The organism is Paenibacillus rhizophilus (assembly GCF_003854965.1).
Classification (GTDB): domain Bacteria; phylum Bacillota; class Bacilli; order Paenibacillales; family Paenibacillaceae; genus Paenibacillus_AQ; species Paenibacillus_AQ rhizophilus.
Genome location: NZ_RQPI01000001.1, coordinates 712,103 through 729,136 on the forward strand (window position 1 = coordinate 712,103; position 17,034 = coordinate 729,136).

At 49.3% G+C, this 17,034-nt stretch carries 15 protein-coding genes; 4 read left to right on the top strand and 11 right to left on the bottom strand.

What is annotated here, in order from left to right:
- The first annotated feature begins 5 nt into the window (after nt 1-5).
- On the top strand, nt 6-833 hold the full coding sequence (locus EH198_RS03380) for a hypothetical protein (RefSeq protein WP_148091479.1): 828 nt from the start codon (nt 6-8) through the stop codon (nt 831-833).
- Nucleotides 834-952: 119 nt separating this feature from the next.
- Here EH198_RS03380 and EH198_RS24970 read toward each other — a convergent pair whose 3' ends face one another.
- The 3 genes from EH198_RS24970 to EH198_RS03390 all read right to left on the bottom strand — a co-directional run bounded on the left by EH198_RS24970 (nt 953) and on the right by EH198_RS03390 (nt 2,830).
- Nucleotides 953-1,084 carry a YjcZ family sporulation protein gene (locus tag EH198_RS24970; RefSeq protein WP_246014074.1) on the bottom strand — a complete coding sequence of 44 codons (132 nt, stop codon included), beginning with the start codon at nt 1,082-1,084 and terminating at the stop codon, nt 953-955.
- A gap of 229 nt (nt 1,085-1,313) precedes the next feature.
- Nucleotides 1,314-1,949 carry an FMN-dependent NADH-azoreductase gene (locus EH198_RS03385; RefSeq protein ID WP_124694121.1) on the bottom strand — a complete coding sequence of 212 codons (636 nt, stop codon included), beginning with the start codon at nt 1,947-1,949 and terminating at the stop codon, nt 1,314-1,316.
- Between the two features lie 134 nt (nt 1,950-2,083).
- Entirely contained in the window at nt 2,084-2,830 is a 747-nt protein-coding gene (locus tag EH198_RS03390) for an SDR family oxidoreductase (protein WP_124694122.1), read from the bottom strand.
- 338 nt (nt 2,831-3,168) lie between these two features.
- Here EH198_RS03390 and EH198_RS03395 point away from each other — a divergent pair, with 338 nt between their 5' ends.
- Nucleotides 3,169-3,867 carry a helix-turn-helix transcriptional regulator gene (locus EH198_RS03395; RefSeq protein WP_342772019.1) on the top strand — a complete coding sequence of 233 codons (699 nt, stop codon included), beginning with the start codon at nt 3,169-3,171 and terminating at the stop codon, nt 3,865-3,867.
- A 69-nt stretch (nt 3,868-3,936) separates the two neighbouring features.
- Here the strand turns inward: EH198_RS03395 and EH198_RS03400 are convergent, their stop codons facing one another.
- The 3 genes from EH198_RS03400 to EH198_RS03410 all read right to left on the bottom strand — a co-directional run bounded on the left by EH198_RS03400 (nt 3,937) and on the right by EH198_RS03410 (nt 6,993).
- Entirely contained in the window at nt 3,937-4,794 is an 858-nt protein-coding gene (locus tag EH198_RS03400) for an NmrA family NAD(P)-binding protein (RefSeq protein ID WP_124694123.1), read from the bottom strand.
- A gap of 33 nt (nt 4,795-4,827) precedes the next feature.
- On the bottom strand, nt 4,828-6,243 hold the full coding sequence (locus tag EH198_RS03405) for an MFS transporter (protein WP_124694124.1): 1,416 nt from the start codon (nt 6,241-6,243) through the stop codon (nt 4,828-4,830).
- Between the two features lie 162 nt (nt 6,244-6,405).
- Complete coding sequence (locus tag EH198_RS03410; RefSeq protein WP_124694125.1) at nt 6,406-6,993, bottom strand: TetR/AcrR family transcriptional regulator; 588 nt, start codon at nt 6,991-6,993, stop codon at nt 6,406-6,408.
- A gap of 204 nt (nt 6,994-7,197) precedes the next feature.
- Between EH198_RS03410 and EH198_RS03415 the strand changes: the two genes are divergently transcribed.
- Both EH198_RS03415 and EH198_RS03420 read left to right on the top strand, forming a co-directional pair.
- Entirely contained in the window at nt 7,198-7,647 is a 450-nt protein-coding gene (locus EH198_RS03415; protein ID WP_124694126.1) for an Rrf2 family transcriptional regulator, read from the top strand.
- A 204-nt stretch (nt 7,648-7,851) separates the two neighbouring features.
- A complete protein-coding gene (locus EH198_RS03420) occupies nt 7,852-8,751 on the top strand; it encodes an alpha/beta hydrolase (RefSeq protein ID WP_124694127.1) in 900 nt (299 codons plus the stop codon).
- Between the two features lie 218 nt (nt 8,752-8,969).
- Here EH198_RS03420 and EH198_RS03425 read toward each other — a convergent pair whose 3' ends face one another.
- From EH198_RS03425 to EH198_RS03445, 5 genes are all read right to left on the bottom strand, one after another.
- Complete coding sequence (locus tag EH198_RS03425; protein ID WP_124694128.1) at nt 8,970-13,178, bottom strand: sulfite reductase subunit alpha; 4,209 nt, start codon at nt 13,176-13,178, stop codon at nt 8,970-8,972.
- A 35-nt stretch (nt 13,179-13,213) separates the two neighbouring features.
- Nucleotides 13,214-14,446: a nitrate/nitrite transporter gene (locus EH198_RS03430; RefSeq protein ID WP_124694129.1), complete on the bottom strand. Its 1,233-nt coding sequence runs from the start codon at nt 14,444-14,446 to the stop codon at nt 13,214-13,216.
- A gap of 536 nt (nt 14,447-14,982) precedes the next feature.
- Nucleotides 14,983-15,975 (bottom strand): 3-oxoacyl-[acyl-carrier-protein] synthase III C-terminal domain-containing protein, encoded by a 993-nt coding sequence (locus tag EH198_RS03435; protein WP_124694130.1) that lies wholly within the window; start codon nt 15,973-15,975, stop codon nt 14,983-14,985.
- Between the two features lie 130 nt (nt 15,976-16,105).
- Nucleotides 16,106-16,447, bottom strand: a complete 342-nt coding sequence (locus EH198_RS03440) for a hypothetical protein (RefSeq protein ID WP_124694131.1) — start codon at nt 16,445-16,447, stop codon at nt 16,106-16,108.
- A gap of 212 nt (nt 16,448-16,659) precedes the next feature.
- Nucleotides 16,660-17,028: a carboxymuconolactone decarboxylase family protein gene (locus EH198_RS03445; RefSeq protein ID WP_124694132.1), complete on the bottom strand. Its 369-nt coding sequence runs from the start codon at nt 17,026-17,028 to the stop codon at nt 16,660-16,662.
- Nucleotides 17,029-17,034 lie beyond the last annotated feature (6 nt).

The window sequence follows — 17,034 nt, forward strand, 5'->3', positions numbered from 1 at the left end:
AAGGGATGAACACATTGAGAAGGATTTTTTATACATTAAGCTGTTTTGCATTCCTCATGCTCCTCATTCCGGGTATTGCATCGGCAAAGAGCATTTTCGAGCATCAGAATACGACCGTACCCGCAGGGCAGACCGTAGATGATCTGTATGTGTTTGGAGGCAATGCCGAGGTATACGGACAAGTGACCGGTGTGGCGGTCGTTGTAAACGGCGATCTTCACCTTGGCAGCACAGCCGATATAAAAAGCGTTGTCGTCGTAATCGGGGGCCTTGTTAAACAAGATCCCGGAGCCGTGCTCGGTGATGATATATATACAATTTCTCTGGACAGTGCGACGCAAAACAGTCTGTTGATCGGGGGCGGGCTTGCCCTCGGTTTATGGGTGCTGCAGCTCGCCGTCAGTCTGCTAATGATTCTTGTACCTGTTCTAATTCGGATTTTGGGGAAACAAAAAGTAGCCGCATTTACTGATCGCTATCCCTTAAGCTCCAATGGACGGCTGATTCTTATTGGTTTGTTGGGGTGTTTGATCCTCGCGGCTTTGAGTACATTGCTGCTTGTCACCGTTATCGGCATGCCGATTATCATTGTTATCTTGTTGGCTGTGCTCCTGGCGCTGGCATTTGGAGCTACCGTCATTAGTTTCCGGATTGGAGAGATGTTTCATGGGCCAACGCTCATGTCCGATTGGATGAAGGTATTAGTGGGTGCCGCCATCTTAACCGCCTTTATCAATATCCCCATTGTCGGGTGGCTTCTGCTGCTGCTTGTCTTGATGATATCTCTGGGCATAAGCATACAGTGGATTTTCAGAAAGAGAACGAAACAGTAAAACAAGAATTCATGATATGTATACCTGCCTAAAGTTGTCCCGTTGTTACTAAAAATTTTAACTCCCGCCGGGCATGTGGTCGCAAACTCCCGGCGGGGCTGACAACCGTCAGAGATAATTTAGATCCAGCAAGTTTTCAAAATGATGACCAGCAGAATGTAGAGAACCAAAATTGTACCCGTAGATGTGAACATAGGATAAACGGGGCCTTTATCTTCTCCGCCTACTCCTCCAACGCAACCGTAGCCCATTTGGATTTCCTCCTCTGTTTTATAAGATACAGCACAGTATATGACTAAGGAAATGTAGGTGATTAGGCTAATGGGCATGAATGATAACCTGTTTTTTGTCTACCTCAACGGATCAAAGACAATATCGGTGGCTTTGCAACGAATAGGGAAGATCAGCAAATGGAAAAAGAGAGCTGAAGTCTCAGCTCCCTTTAGGGGATCTTTTTTAACCGTATGGACCGGAAAGATTTTAGAACGTTTTTGCAGCCTCTTTTGCTTTTTCGATCGCTGCTTCTTTAATCGATTGAGCTTGGTCCGGCTTTGCGGCCATGCCTTCAACAAAAATCCCGTCAAAGGACGGCACGCCATGGAATTGCATGATTTTTGCCAAATAGCTGTGGCCGCTTTCGAAACCAGCTGCAGGGCCTTCCGAATAAACGCCGCCGCTTGCTTGAATGTGGATCGCTTTTTTGTCCGTCAGCAAGCCAATGATGCCTTGCTCGGTATATTTGAAGGATTTACCTGCGACGCAAACAGCGTCAATATAAGCCTTTAAAATTGGTGGGAACGAAAAATTCCACATTGGTGAAACAAATACATATTTATCGGCTGCGACATATTGATCCACGATTTCACCCAGTCTTCCGACTTTAGCCTTCTCGTCGTCGGAAAGCTGGTCGAATGAAGATCCGGAAGCAAGCTTGCCCCAACCGCTGAATACGTCCGCATCGATATGAGGGATGTCCAGTTTAAACAAGTCGAGCCTGATCACCTCATCGTCCGGGTGTGCTTCCCGGTAAGCTTCGATAAATTCGTTCCCGACGGCCATGGAGTAAGAAGTCTGATGATCGTGAGGGTGGGCAGTTATATAAAGAACAGTTGACATATGTAACACTCCTTTTTAAATGGTTTAGTTTATTATAACTTAAATAAAGTATATTTTCAAATTATAATTACTAAATTAATTAAAGGGAGTGGACATTAATACATCACTAGGTTAAACGAGCGGCGCACTAAGGCTTACCAAGGAAGCACTCCGTTTTCATCAAAGAATCCGCCGGTAGGCCCATCATCCGAAAGAGTAGCAAGACGAACGACGATTTCTGCAGCTTGTTCAACGGTTCGCTTACCTTGAAAGCCATTTAGATCGGTAGTCGTAAATCCTGGGTCTGCCGAGTTTACTTTTACCGGCGTGTCTTTCAGCTCATGGGCGAAGTGAACAGTTAACGCATTGACTGCGGTTTTCGAGGTATTATACAGTAAAATTTTGTTATCATAAAACTCAAACACGGGGTCGCTGTGCAGCGTTAAGGAACCAAGCCCGCTGGATAAATTGACTATCCGTCCTGCCGCCGATTTACGAATGAGCGGTAGCAAAGCCTTCGTTATGGCAAACATACCGAAAAAGTTAGTTTCGAATGTTTCCCGTAATACCTTAACGTCTGTTCTCGAAGGAACAAGAATATCTTCCAAATTACCAAGCGCGACCCCCACGTTATTGATCAGAACATCCAACCGACCGAAGGTCCCCCCAATTTCTTTTGCCGCTGAATCAATTGAGAGTTGGCTTGTTGCATCCAGTTCAATAAAATGGGCTGTGACCCCTTCAGACTGTAATTTCGCTTTGGCCTCAATTCCTCTTTCTTTATTTCGGGCACCTACTAAAATAGTAAATCCTTGTGAGCCTAAACGCCGGGCCGTTTCAAATCCGATTCCTTTATTTGCACCGGTAATCAGTATTGTTTTACTCAATGTTTGTTCCGACATCTTGAAGACCTCCCATTCATTTATTGTTGATTGGATGTTGCGCCGAATACGATAGCGTCCTCCTTGCAGTTTTTTGACATCCTGTTATCGGCCCCACTGATAATGTATAATACCTGTAACCAGTTTAAGGAGACGGACGGTTATCCTAGGAGAAAAACTACTAACCAAGATCAATCAACGGGAGGTTATGGTTTGATGGAAAATTTGAAATTCGACCGACATCATGAGTTGGGACAGTTTTTAAGGAAATGCCGTGAGCGGATTTCTCCCAAGCAAGCCGGTATTCCGCATGGAAACCGAGACGTACGCCGGGTCTTCGGCGCGGAGAAGTGTCAGCCTTGGCGGGGATAAGTCTTGAATGGTACACGTATCTTGAACAGGGAAGGGACATTCAAGTTTCCGTTCAGGTTTTGGAAAGCTTGACCCGTGTACTTCGGCTGGATGCCAATGAACGCAGGCATTTATTTTTACTCGCATATAGACAGTACCCTTTGGAGGAAAAGCGTGCCCAGTCCGTTATTAGCCCGAACCTGCAGAACTTCCTGGATCAATTGGCCGCTTGTGTAATTGACGTTAGAATGAATGTTGTGGCATGGAATAAAGCGTTTTGCATCGTATACGGTGACTACGACTCGATGACCGTGCGGGAGCGGAATTTGGTATGGAGCACCTTTACATCCGACTATTTGCGTCAAATCAAAGGGGAATATTGGGAAGAAGGAGCGCTGCGCTGCTTGGCGCAATTTCGGGCCGGGTACGGCCGCTTTATTGAAGATCCGTGGTGGGGGGAACAAATCCGGGAATTAACGCAAATCAGCCAAGAATTCAAGGAAATGTGGCAGCGCCAAGAAGTTCTCTACGCTCCGGAAGGGAACAAGGTGATTTATCACCCGGTAGCAGGGGAATTGATCTTTAAACATCTTTCATTTACGGTTACCGACTCGCCTGAGCTTCAAGTCGTGATTAATACGCCGCTGGACGGTACGGACACAGCCGACAAAGTGAAACGGCTTCTTTCCCAAAAAGAGTTCTTTTAAGATGAAAACAATGAAAAAATGACCTCAACATCCACGGGTTATATGGAGATGAGGTCATTTTTAATATGTTTAGCCTTTTTTCCAAAATGCGGTATGCGATTTGGCGAAATCGGCTAACGATCGCGGAGGACGGCCGGTCACGCGTTCCACGGTATCGGTCACGAGATCCTCGGTGCCGTCGTTTTTAATGCCTTCATCCAAGCCCGCAAGGAAGATCGCGTAGTCTTCAGGCATCCCGAGGTTGATCATCCCGGCCGCGAGCTCTTTCGTCTCTATGTGTGTATGTGTAATGGTTCGGCCCGTAGCGGCACCGATAATTCCCCCCGCCTCTGCGTAGCTGAGGGACTGCGGACCGGTGATGATGTGATCGGTATTATGGGGCTGCGGGTCAATCAGCGCCCGTACGCCCACCTCCGCGATATCGTCCGCATCAACGAAGCCCATTCGTCCAGGCCCCGTGGCCGAAATGATCACCCCATCCCGGTTAATCGTCGCACCGTGGGGGCCTTCCGTGAAATTTTGAAAAAAGTACGAAGGCCGCAGAACCGCCCACTCCGGCGCAAACTGACGAACTGCCTGATGCACCTTGCCAAACACAGGCCCTTCTTCCGAAACGGAGGCGCTGCCGAGCAGTACGATCCGTTGCACCCCTGACTTCAACGCTTTCTCCAGAAAAGGCAACATCAATTCTATAGGATTCATGACCAGAAGCGGGGCTACGAGATAGACTTTATTTGCGTTTTTTAGTGCCAAATCGAACGTGGTCTCGTCATTCCAGTCAAAATACACATGTTCGTCGATAGTGGAAGCAGATTGTTCACGGCCGGCTGTACGAACATTATAACCAAGTTCCTTAAGTCGTCTGGCGATTCGGCTTCCTGTTTTGCCGGTTCCGCCCGTAATCAGAATTTTACTGTTGTCCATCATGTCATTCACTCCTGATTCAAGAAATATTTTCATTTATGCGGCTGCTTTTACTTTCGCGGATTTTTTGTGTCTAAGTGAGATAAACGCCACGGCAATGCTTATCAGCGCAATAACGGCTTCGATGAAGATTGCCATACGGATCGCTCCATTGAGCGCCGCGGACTCCATCGTTTCCAGCGTAGCATTCGCACCCAAACTTGCCGAGATGATCGCCATAATGACAGCCAACCCGACGGCGCCGCCAATCTGCTGTCCGGTCGTGACGATCGCGGAGGCGACTCCTTGCTCCTTCATGTCAATTCCTGTGCTTGCCGCAATATACATCGTTGTGAACGTAAACGCCTGACCCAGACCGATAATAACCATGCCCGGAATGACGTCCCAAGCCGATCCGGTTTCGGATACCCGGGTCAGAAGCAAGAATCCGATGACGCCAAGTCCCATCCCGGCCGCAATCGTGCCGGCAACGCCAACGCCTGAAATCATTTTGTTAATCAGCTTGGCTCCAAGCAAAGCGCTGACCGTCAGAGGCAGGAAGGTAAGGCCAGACTGGATCGCGGTATATTGCAGCACCTCTTGCGTGTACAGCGTCAGGAAATAATACAGCGTACCGAATGAAGCGGAGAATAGAGCGGCCGTAATGGCTGCGCCGGTCAAATTGCGGTTGCGAAACAGACGGAACGGAATCAGCGGCTCGCTTGTGCGCTTCTCAATCGCTACAAACAGCAGAAGCGAGGCAGCCCCGATTAGCCCCGGAATAAGCGTTGCTGTATGCAGCCAGCCTGTGACCGGGGATTGAATGAGATAATACACGATTAAGATCATGCCGACTGTTACGGAAATCGTCCCGGCCGCATCATAATGGCGGGTTTCGGACAGTGTTTTGCTCTCCATAAGGGCCATTGGCGACAGGATAAGGACCAAAATAGCGATCGGCACATTGACGAAGAATGTCGATTCCCAGCCAATGTAACTGGTTAACACACCGCCCAGAAGCAATCCAAGCGACATTCCGACTCCGCCCATTGACGCCCACACACCCAGCGCGCGGTTGCGTTCCTTGCCTTCTTCAAAATTGGACATAATCAGGGACAGTGTGGCCGGGGACAGGAGCGCTCCGCCCAGCCCTTGAATGCCTCTGGCGATAACGAGCGCGAGCTGCGAGCCTGCCAGCCCTCCGAGTAAAGAGCCAAGACCAAAAAGCGCCATGGCGATCATAAACATCCGTCTTCTGCCAAGCAGGTCTGACAATCTTCCGCCGATAAGCAGGAATCCGCCAAAGGCCAAGGAGTAGGCGCTAATGACCCATTGCAGATTGTTCGCGCTAAAGCCTAGATCCGCCGCCAGGGAAGGCAGGGCCACAAAAATAATCGTGTAATCAAGCGCCAATATCAACTGGGATACCGCCAAAAGCAGCAATGCCAGTCTTTTATGTTTCGAGTTGTTCATATGAATGTTCATCCTTTCTTTTGTAGATCAAACAGTCTGGAATAGGTAAAAAAATGAATTTATTTTCTCCAATTCAGAGCACGCAGGGGAGAATCACCTCCTTTATAGATCGTTCGGTCAAAAATATTTAAAATAATAATGAAGCATCTGTATGAAGCTTCATTATTTATCTAGCACCGAGAGGGTGACAGCCGCAATTTGGTCCAGAACCTGCGGGTTGTCGGTAAGTTTAGCCGCTTGGGTTAGCGCATATCGCGAATGATACAAATAGCGGGCAAGGGCAAGCAGGTCATCATGACGGCCGCTCAGTTCGCCTTGTTCACGGGCCCGAACCAATGCGTCATAAAAGGCTTGTTCCAGACGTTCCATGTCATGCTTGAAAAAAGCCGCAATCTCCGGATCGTGAGGGACTTGATCAATGGCGCTGTACAGAATGAAACATTCCTTGCGGCGCTGTTCATCCTGCAAAACGGCTGCAATTTCGTGAAAAATGTCGGCAATCGCTTGTTTCACCGAACCCGAACGCTCCAGATAGGAGACGACGGCCGCCGATTTCTCATTGACATAATATTTGACTGCCGAGATAAAAAGGTCCCTTTTAGTCCCATACGTATCGTACAGACTTTGGCGGGCAATCCCCAGACCGTCGAGTAAATTTTGCAGTGAGGTTCCCTCATAACCGTAATGGCCGAATACTTCCATGGCCTTATGCAGCACAAGGGTGGTATCGAACTCTTTGCTTCTAGCCACAACATTGCACCTCCTTTCTGGTGTTATCATACCCCTTTTCAGACCGTTTAGTCAAGAAAAAAATTATTACTTTTATTCATCGCAGGGCAATGAACGGGAGCAGGTAACTAACTTGTCTGTAAAAAGATCGTGAAGCGCTCTTGCCAAAGGGTTGACAAACTATTTTGATGTAATTATTATAGTTACAACGAAAGGGTGATCACCTTGAGAATCAGCAGCCGGTTTTCAATAGCCGTTCATATGCTCTCGCTAATCCACGTGCGGACTGATCTTCTGACTTCAGAGCAGATTGCCGACAGCGTAAACACGAATCCGGTAATTATCCGCCAAATCAGCCGGTTATTAAAGAAATCCGGTCTGCTCGATGTGAAACGGGGCTCCGGAGGGGCATTCTTGCTAAAGGAGGCTGCCGACATTTCCTTATATGACGTCTACAAAGCCGTCGAGGTGGTGGAGGAAGGCGAGCTGTTCCATACGCATGACCATCCGAATCCGAACTGTTGGGTGGGAGCCAATATTAATCAGGTGTTGGAGCTGATTTTATTGAAGGCTCAAACGGCGATGGAACAAGTTCTGCGAGAAATCTCCATAAAAGAAATAACGGTACTTATGGTTCAAAGAAAGAATGCTTCTCATGCTTCTGCGGAAGCATAATTTTTTGAGCTTGTTGTAATGATCGTGTTTACAACGATACTCGAAGTTCTTAATTTGCCGGGCGGACTTTCGTTTGTTGTCGTTGTAACATTTTTCATTACAACATGGAATTTGTATTTGAAGGGGGTGAGGACCATGTAGCAATGAAATTGCAGGCTAAATTTTACCGGCTACATATTATTTATTTTCAAGGAGGAACGTCAAATGGCAGATATCAGCAATGCAGAACAGGAAATCAAGGTGCTCGACTGGGAGCAAAATGTCAATTCGTATGTACAACTCATTCCCAATATTGAGTTCTCCAATGTAGAGGGAACTTCATTGAAACTGAATTTACTGGTGTACCGGGACCCGATGGATGAGTTGTTCGGCAGGGAAGGGAATAAAGAAACGTATTCTTTGATTATTTACTTGCAAGGCTCGGGATGGGGATGGACGGAACAGAACATTTACGCTTTCATCCCTCAACTGACCGATTTTGTGAAACAAGGCTACGTCGTCGCGTCTGTGCAATACAGAGGAAGCGGAGAAGCTCTGTTCCCGGGACAGCTTCAGGATGTGAAGGCGGCGGTGCGTTTCCTGAAAGCCAATGCGTCTAAGTACAATATCAATCCGGAAAAAATAGGAGTATGGGGAGATTCATCGGGCGGACACCTGGCTCTTTTGCTTGCCTTGACGGAAGGTATCGAAGAATTTACGGGAGACAGAGAGCATCTTGAAGAGTCCAGCCAGGTTCAGGCCATTGTAGACTGGTTCGGCCCGACGGATCTTTTGTCCATGAGTCAATATCCGTCCCGCTTAGACCATGATTCGCCGCATTCGCCGGAATCGAAGCTGGTTGGCGGAGCTATTCAGGAGCATAAGGATAAAGCGAAAAAAGCAAGTCCAAGTCAATATGTGCATCCTGATGCGCCTCCGATCTTGATGATGCACGGGGATCAGGACGATGTCGTGCCATACGAACAAAGCCTTGAATTTTTGAAGACAATGAGGCAGGCCGGCAATGATATAACTCTGTATAAAATAACGGGCGGCGGACATTTCGGCTTCACCCAGCCTCATACGCTTGATGTGGTGAAGGATTTTTTTCATAAGCATTTATAAAAATAATAATCAAGCCGGCAGAAAGCATCAGAAGCCCGCTGAATCACCGTTTTATGCAAAGAGTTTATCGTCAATGCGGTTCACCATGTCGTTCGCTACACGAACGAGGCGGTTTTGTGAAATAAAGAATGGCTTTAGTAAATGGAAAAGGGGCGATCCCAAAGTCATCCAGGATGACTTTGGGGATCGCCCCTTATTTCTGATGCGGGCCATTTTTATTAATAGACATCCCGCAAATATCGTCTGCTCAGCGACAGCTCTTTCACATAATCCTTCGCTTCATCCGCACTCATCCCGCCATGCTGCTGAATAACGGCCTTCAGCGCGGCATCCACCTCTTTGGCCATTTGATTGGCATCTCCGCACACATAAAAGTGGGCGCCTTCCTGCAGCCAAGCCCAAAGCTCTGCGCCGTGCTGCATCATGCGGTGCTGGACATAGATTTTGTCGGCCTGGTCGCGGGAAAAGGCGGTGTCCAGACGATGCAGTAAGCCTTCCTTCTGGAAAGCTTCTAGTTCATCCCTGAAGTAAAAATCGCTATCTTCACGCTGTTCTCCGAAGATCAGCCAGTTCTTGCCCCTGGCCCCGGTCGCTTGTCGCTCCTGAAGGAAGCCGCGGAATGGAGCGATTCCGGTACCCGGACCGACCATGATCATCGGCGCATCCGGATTTGCCGGCAGACGGAAATGAGCGTTCTTCTGAATAAAAATCGGGATTTCTGTATCCTGTGCGGCGAGGTCTGCCAGAAAGGTGGAGCACACGCCTTTTCGGGGGTTGCCGCCACACTCGTAGCGTAAGGTGGAAACCGTGATATGGACCTCGTCCGGATTGGATTTCGGGCTGGATGAAATGGAGTACAGGCGGGGCTGCAAAGGCTTGAGCAGCTGAGTAAACTCCGCCGCGCTCATGGATACCGGAAACTCCTGCAGCACATCGATCAGCTGACGCCCCCACAGCCACTCCTTCAGGCTTGCCTGGTTTTCACTTTGAAGAAGCTCGCTCAACCTTTCATTCTGTGATTGATCGCGGATAAACCGGAGCATTTCCGGTGAAATCCGGGCAATTTCGAAGTAACGTAGCAGCGCCTCGGCGATCGGCACTTCTCCTTGGCCTTTTACCGTAACCGGGAAGGATGGTTCCAGTTTCACCGCGCTTAGCAAATTTCCGACAAGCTCAGGACAATTGGCCGGCCATACCCCCAGAGCGTCACCTGCTTCGTACCGCAAACCGGTATGTCTGAGGTCGAAAGCATAGTGGCGGGTTTCCTTCTCGGAATTCTCTTTATTCAGGCGCCGGTTGAACAGGATACGCGAATGCACCGGGCGATTTCGGTTATATCCATTTTGTTCCGGGATCGGGGAAGCCGCATCGGGGCCGGTTGCTTGAGCCGATATGGCGGTGGCTGCAGCCGTAGGTAAGGCTTGCTCCCGGTTGCTTGCATACTCGCGTAACATCCCCGCAGCTGTGTTCGTCCACGTTTCGACCTGTTCTTGGTAATCCGTATCGCAATGAGCGCAGTCAAGGAGCCGCTGAGCGCCAAGCTCCTCCAAACGGGCATCCAAATTTTGTCCGAATCCGCAGAACTGATCGTAATTCGAATCCCCGAAGGCGAGAACGGCATAGCGAAGCTCAGTCAATAGAGGCGCATGATCCGCTTGCAGGGACTGAAAAAAGCTTTCCCCATTGTCCGGAGGATCTCCGGCACCGAAGGTACTGGCAATGAACAGGACAAAGCGCTCCTTGGCCAGATCCGGTACGGCATATTGATTCATGTTGACGAGTCTTATATCATAACCGGATTCCTGCAATTTCTTCGCGCAGTCGATTGCCGCACCTTCCGCATTTCCGGTCTGCGAGGCCCAGAGAATGGTGACAGGAAGTCTGCCCGCAGCCTCTGGCGCCGCTCCCGCCGCCGTTTCAAGCTTGGAAATCGTATCCTCATCGGGAAGGGAACTGCGGGAGAACATCCCGGCCAGCAAGCCGTCTACCCAATAACGTTTGGCTGGTTCAAGCGGCGCGGCAGGGGGCAGAACCGGAATGCCGGCAGCCGTTCGCGAATCCTCGGTGCGGAGACCGGTTAAGAAGCCCGACAGATAAACTTGTTCATGACTATCCAGCGTTATGGCTTTGGGGGATTGAAGGCCCAACATGTTAGCGAGCGTATCTAGTTGTGCCAAATACAATTCCTCCTTCTGATTGACGGTCGCTGCGTTGGTTGGAAGAGGTGTCTCAATTCCATCTTTGTCCGATAAATTATGCTCCGCTGACGGATGCCCCGCAGCCTTGACCAACGAGACGGAGCAATACTTCAATTCGGGCTGAAAGGACAGGGGGTCGACAGAATCATTGGTGACGTCGTTTACCGCCAGATTCGGCCCAAACACATCATTCCAATGGAAGGGGGCAAAGCAATTTCCCGGGCGCACCCGATCATTAATGACTGCTGGAAGAATAGCCCGCCCTCGCTTCGAACGAATTTCTACCGGGTCGCGATCTTTAATTTCAAGCATCGAAGCATCCTCCGGGTGAATTTCAATAAAAGGCCCTGGATTCAGTTTATTTAGCGTGGGAATCTTTCCCGTTTTGGTAAGCGTGTGCCATTGATGCTGCAAACGGCCGGAATTCAGCACAAAAGGATATTTGTTGTCCAGTATTTCTGCAGGCGGCATATACGGCCGCGCCCAAAAGATTCCTTTTCCGCTTTCCGTGGGGAAAACAATGCGCGGAGCGCTGCTGCCGGCAAACTCTATCGGCGTACTGTCGGCCTGATCGTTCAAATAGCGGATCGGGTTCCGATCGCTCGCGCTGTCCGAAGCACAAGGCCACTGCACAGGCGTTTCGCGCAGCCTTTCATAAGTCGCGCCGCGAATGTCATAGCCGGTCTTCGGATTCCAGGCCTGCTGGATTTCCTGATAGACCTCAGCTGAGGAACCGTACGAGAAAGCCGCGGAATAGCCCATTTCGCATGCAACCTGGGCGATAATCTGCCAGTCGGGCATGGCTTCTCCGGGCGGCTCGACCGCTTTCTGCATCAAGGTCAGGTTGCGCTCGGAGTTGATCATCACACCTTCGGCTTCGGCCCATAGAGCGCCGGGCAGCAGAATATCCGCGAACCGGTTCGTCTCAGTATCGAGGAACGCATCCTGCGTAATGACCAGTTCGGCAGCTTCCAGTCCTGCAATCACGTTCTTGCGGTTCGGCACGGTGGCGACCGGGTTCGTACAGATGATCCAGCAGGCTTTGATATCGCCGGATTTCATACTTTCGAACATGGATACGGTGCCGGTGCCGACCTCAGTACGAACGGTGCCCTCGGGAACCTTCCACATTTCCTCGATAAACCTCCGGTCTGCTTCGCTTAGGACGGAGCGCTGACCGGGCAAACCCGGCCCCATGTAACCCATCTCCCGGCCGCCCATGGCGTTGGGCTGGCCGGTGAGGGAGAAGGGGCCGCTTCCCGGGCGGCATATGGCCCCTGTAGCGAGATGCAGATTGCAGATGGCGTTCGTATGCCAGGTGCCGTGTGTACTCTGGTTAAGGCCCATGGTCCAGCATGTCATCCAATTAGGGGCCCCGCCGATCCATTCGGCGGCTTTACGGATATCCGCCTCGGGGATTCCTGTAATTTCGGCCACCTTGTCCGGCGGATAATCTTCCAGGAAATCCGGCATGTTCTCAAAGCCGGAGGTGAACTCTGCGATGAAGGCCGGGTCCGTATGGCCGTTCTTTACAAGCAGGTGCAGCAGTCCGTTAAGCAGGGCGAGATCCGTTCCGGGCCTGATCTGCATATACAGATTTGCTTTTTCCGCGGTAGCCGTACGGCGGGGGTCCACGACAATCAGCTTCGCTCCCGCTTTAACCCGATCCATCAAACGCAGGAACAGAATTGGATGACAGTCGGCCATATTGGCTCCGATAACGAAGAACAAATCGGTTTTATCCATATCCTGATAAGACCCCGGAGGCCCATCCGCTCCAAGCGAAAGCTTGTAGCCGCTGCCGGCGCTCGCCATACAAAGGCGGGAATTGGATTCGATGTTATTAGTTCTTATGAAGCCCTTAGCCAGCTTGTTGATCAAATACTGGGCCTCCAATGACATTTGACCCGAGACGTAAAAGGAGAGGGCATCCGGGCCATGTTCGTCAAGAATGGCACGGAGCCGCTTGGCCGTATCGCTGATGGCGTCATCCATGCCGACTTTGGAGGCCAGGCCCTTTCGGTCCTGACGCATATAGGCGTTTTCCATTCGCCCCGATTCTGTGATGGCTAGAGCGGCAGTGCTGCCTTTGGTGCACAGTCTGCCGAAATTGGCCGGATGCTCTTTATCTCCAGTGAGTTTGACAACGCGGTTACCGGACACCTCGAGTACGATTCCGCAGCCGACGCCGCAGTAAGGACAGACACTTTTTACTTTTTTCGTTGTCATGTGAGTTCACCCCCACTGAAGTTTTTTTTAATCTGCTAGAAATTGACGCCGGATTCCGCTTTAGCCCAGGATTTTCTCCAGGAACGTGTAACCGCGTAAAAAATAAGGGTTGTTATTAACACGATGGAACCTACAACAAGGAATCCTGTGACCTGTGAACCTGTGGATTGCTTTAGCGGGCCGAGGATGTATGTTGGCAGCAAATATCCTCCCAAACCTCCTGCTGCGCCGACGATTCCCGTAATGACTCCGATTTCACTGGAGAAGCGCTGAGGTATGATCTGGAATACCGATCCGTTCCCCATGCCAAGGCAGGCCATCATTACGCTGGTATATAGTAGCATTACAAGGAATGAAGAGGGCATAGTAGCAATCGCAAAGGCGCATACGGAAACCACGCTGTACAAAATAACCAGGAGACGCATGCCGCCAATTTTGTCGGCGATCCAGCCGCCTACAGGTCTGAAGAAGCTGCCTGCAATGACTGTAATGGTTACCAGGTAACCTACCTGAATTTTGGTCAAACCGCCGGGATTCGCGCTGTCGCCATATATATCATAAAAGAAAATGCTCGCATAGTTGGCGAATCCGACAAAACCGCCAAAGGTAATGGCATAGAACATCGAGAACCACCAAGTATCCGCATGCTTGAACACACTGAGGTAATCCATAATTGGCTTTGGTGCAGGAGCATTCGGGGCATCTTTAACCAAAATAGCAAATACGATCATGACCATAACCAATGGGATCATCGCGATACCAAAAACATTATGCCACCCGTAAGCCTGAGCGAGCTGCGGCCCGAAAAAGGTTGCCAGCGCCGTTCCGCTGTTGCCTGCTCCCGCAATGCCCATCGCAAGTCCCTGATACTGTGGAGGATACCAGCGGCTCGCCAAGGACAGTGATACGGCAAAACTCGCGCCCGCGAAACCGAGCAGAAATCCGATCATATGAATCTGCAGCAGGCTGGTTCCGCCAAGCCAACCCCACAGAAGAGGGATGAGGGTTAGGGACATGCCGGTAAGGCCCGCTTTTTTACAGCCGATGCGGTCTGCCAATATTCCCATCGGTATCCGGAACACCGAACCGCCCAGGATCGGAATCGCAACCATTGTAGCTTTCTGGGTATCCGTTAAGCCGAAATCCTTAGTGATGAAGAGCGATAGAGCTCCGCACAGCACCCAAATCATAAAGCTTACATCAAAATATAAAAAAGCTGACAATAAACTCGGGGAATGACCGGCTTTACGAAATTCTTTTGCTTCCATTTTTAACTTCCTCCTTTTATTGGGTAAACCACTGTTTTGTTAGGGCTTGCAGGTGGGCTGGGAGTATTCGAGTTCATTTGCCGCTGACATCGCCTCCTTAAAAAGTAAGTGAATGAGCAAAAAGAGCCGACTGACAGAACCCGCAAATCTGCGGATTTCGTTAATCGGCCCCGTTGCCATTGCAGCCACATCATTGTGACTGACTGTATAATTTTAAGTACAGCAGTACAACAAGCCATCCGGCCACAGCGTTGTGAGGATTGACTGTCCTGCTCTGAGTGACACACTGTTGTGTCGCTAAAAATCTTATAATGCCAATATAATTAGCTTTTGAATTAATGTCAATAATAATAACATAAAAATTTAAAATAATTAATTTTAATGCTGTTTTCGTGTTTTTTGAGCTAGATGTGTGATTTAAACTGACATTCGATTTCTATTCCTTTTCCGGAAAAATTATCTGTAAAAGGAGGCTTAATAAAAAAAGCGTCCCTAATGCAGATGTTCTGCATTAGGGACGCTCTTGAATATCTAGCTTAATACTCCATCACAAAAGCTACGTTTTGCCAACCGGCGCCAACGGTCCAGAACAGAAGCTTGTCCCCGCGCTCGAGTTTCCCCGTGTTTACGGCTTTGTGCAGGGCGATAAAAGGGCTGCTCGTGGAGGTATAGCCGAATTCATCGCCTATGTAGACGGCTGCGTCGCTGTCGATACCGGTTTTGCCCGAAACCGCTTGAATGTTGGGAAGTGATAGCTGAGAGAAGCAGGCCACTTTAATCGATTCAGGGGCAATCTCATTATCTCTTAGCAATGTGTTGATAGACTCGGAAGCGGCGTCTACGCAAATCGAGTCGTCAAATGGGATGAATTTAACATTGAACTCTCCGGCGCCCACGCCGGTGCGTCCCAGATTGGCTAAGCCTTCCGCAGGGAACATCGAATTGCCGTAGACGCAAGTGTCTGTCTGGTAGATGGAATCGATGAAGCCTACGGAATTCTCATCACGCTCCAGAATGACCGCGGCGGCGGCATCTCCAAAGTTGGCGTAATATACAGGGTCATTCTTGTCGGCATGCGGTGCAACATGGTCGGAGCCGATGACCAGAGCGCGGCGGATTTTTGGATTGGCCATCATTTGCCGGCTTACCTGTTCAACCGAAGCAGTCATTCCCGCACAGTTTGCATTGCTGTCAATGCAGATCGTATGGGATGCGCCGCCGATTAGCCGGTGGATCATCAATGAATTGGTAGGAAAGATATATTCAGGAGTTTGGCTCGCATAAGCGATAAGGTCGATATCAGCACCGGTAAGACCGGTCTTCTCCAGAACATTGCTCGCCGCCTCGAAAGCCATCGACAGGGAATTCTCTTCCTCATTGTCAATGCTGTAGCGGTTTTCACGGCCCAGAGCAGCGAGAAGTCCACGGATATCAATGCCTTTTTCGTCAAAATGCTCAATGAAAAAGTCGTTGCCAATCTTTTTACTTGGATGATAGATATCTATGTCCTTAATACGAATCCCAGCCATATGAATCCTCCTAAAAGTTTTGTGAGCGGCGCTTCAGGCTTAACTTCGTACAAAACTTGCATCGAAAGCATCCGCTAAGTTTAAACGCCGCTGTCTTTCCCTGGCTCAACAGTTGCAGGCGTAGCCAGATTTAAATGCTGATGATTTCCAGGTTTTCAAGTCCCGCTTTACGTCCCAGACGAGCCAGCTGCATTTTGAGGACAGGATTATTCTCAAGGGTAAGCTTCACTCTTTCAAATCCGTCTTTCTTGAACATCATGAAGCAACCTTCTAGAAGCGGCACAACATCAGGGGATGTTACATTCAGCTTTCTGCAATCAATATCCAGTTGATAATCAGCTGGAGTAATAGGATTAATGGTTTCTTGATAGGCTTGAATCGATTTAAGACCATCTTCTTCGGTGAAGGTTCCCTCCAATTCGATATTAATGACTTTTTTGGCAGAATCGGTGTTCAAAATAAATTTTCCCATGTGCTCATCTCTCCCAGAGTTTGATTAGTTCAGCATTAACCCGACTGTGCGAACACAACCGGTATTAATAAATATCCTTCATAACTATTCACCAACGTCAATATTCGACATTATCACTTTAGTTTTGGGATATTTTAACTTTATTATATACATAAATTTCTCATCCGTACAATAAAAAAGTCGAATGGTGTATTATTTTGTCGCGGGAGCAGTTATTGGATTTCTTCCAGTGTTGAGAGCAGAACATTAAAAGCGGTAATAACCCTTGGAGCACCGACACATGGCACCAGATGCAATAAAATACCCTTGATTTGATCGACGGTCATGCCTACACTAAGCGCCATCACATAATGAACGCCGAGCTGGTCGAACTGGCCCATCGATATTAAAGCGGAAATAACGGCAATCTCTTTCCAATCCGCGCCAATGGTGGTCCGCTGAAAAACATCGCCATATGCGTTGCCCATGATATATTCGGCAAGCTCTGGAAAATGCTCTTTGATCGGAGCCAGCGCTTTGGCGCCATAGTCGCCTGAAAGGTTGGAGAAATGCTTGAGACCGCTGTTGATGTTGTCTATCATCGGAAT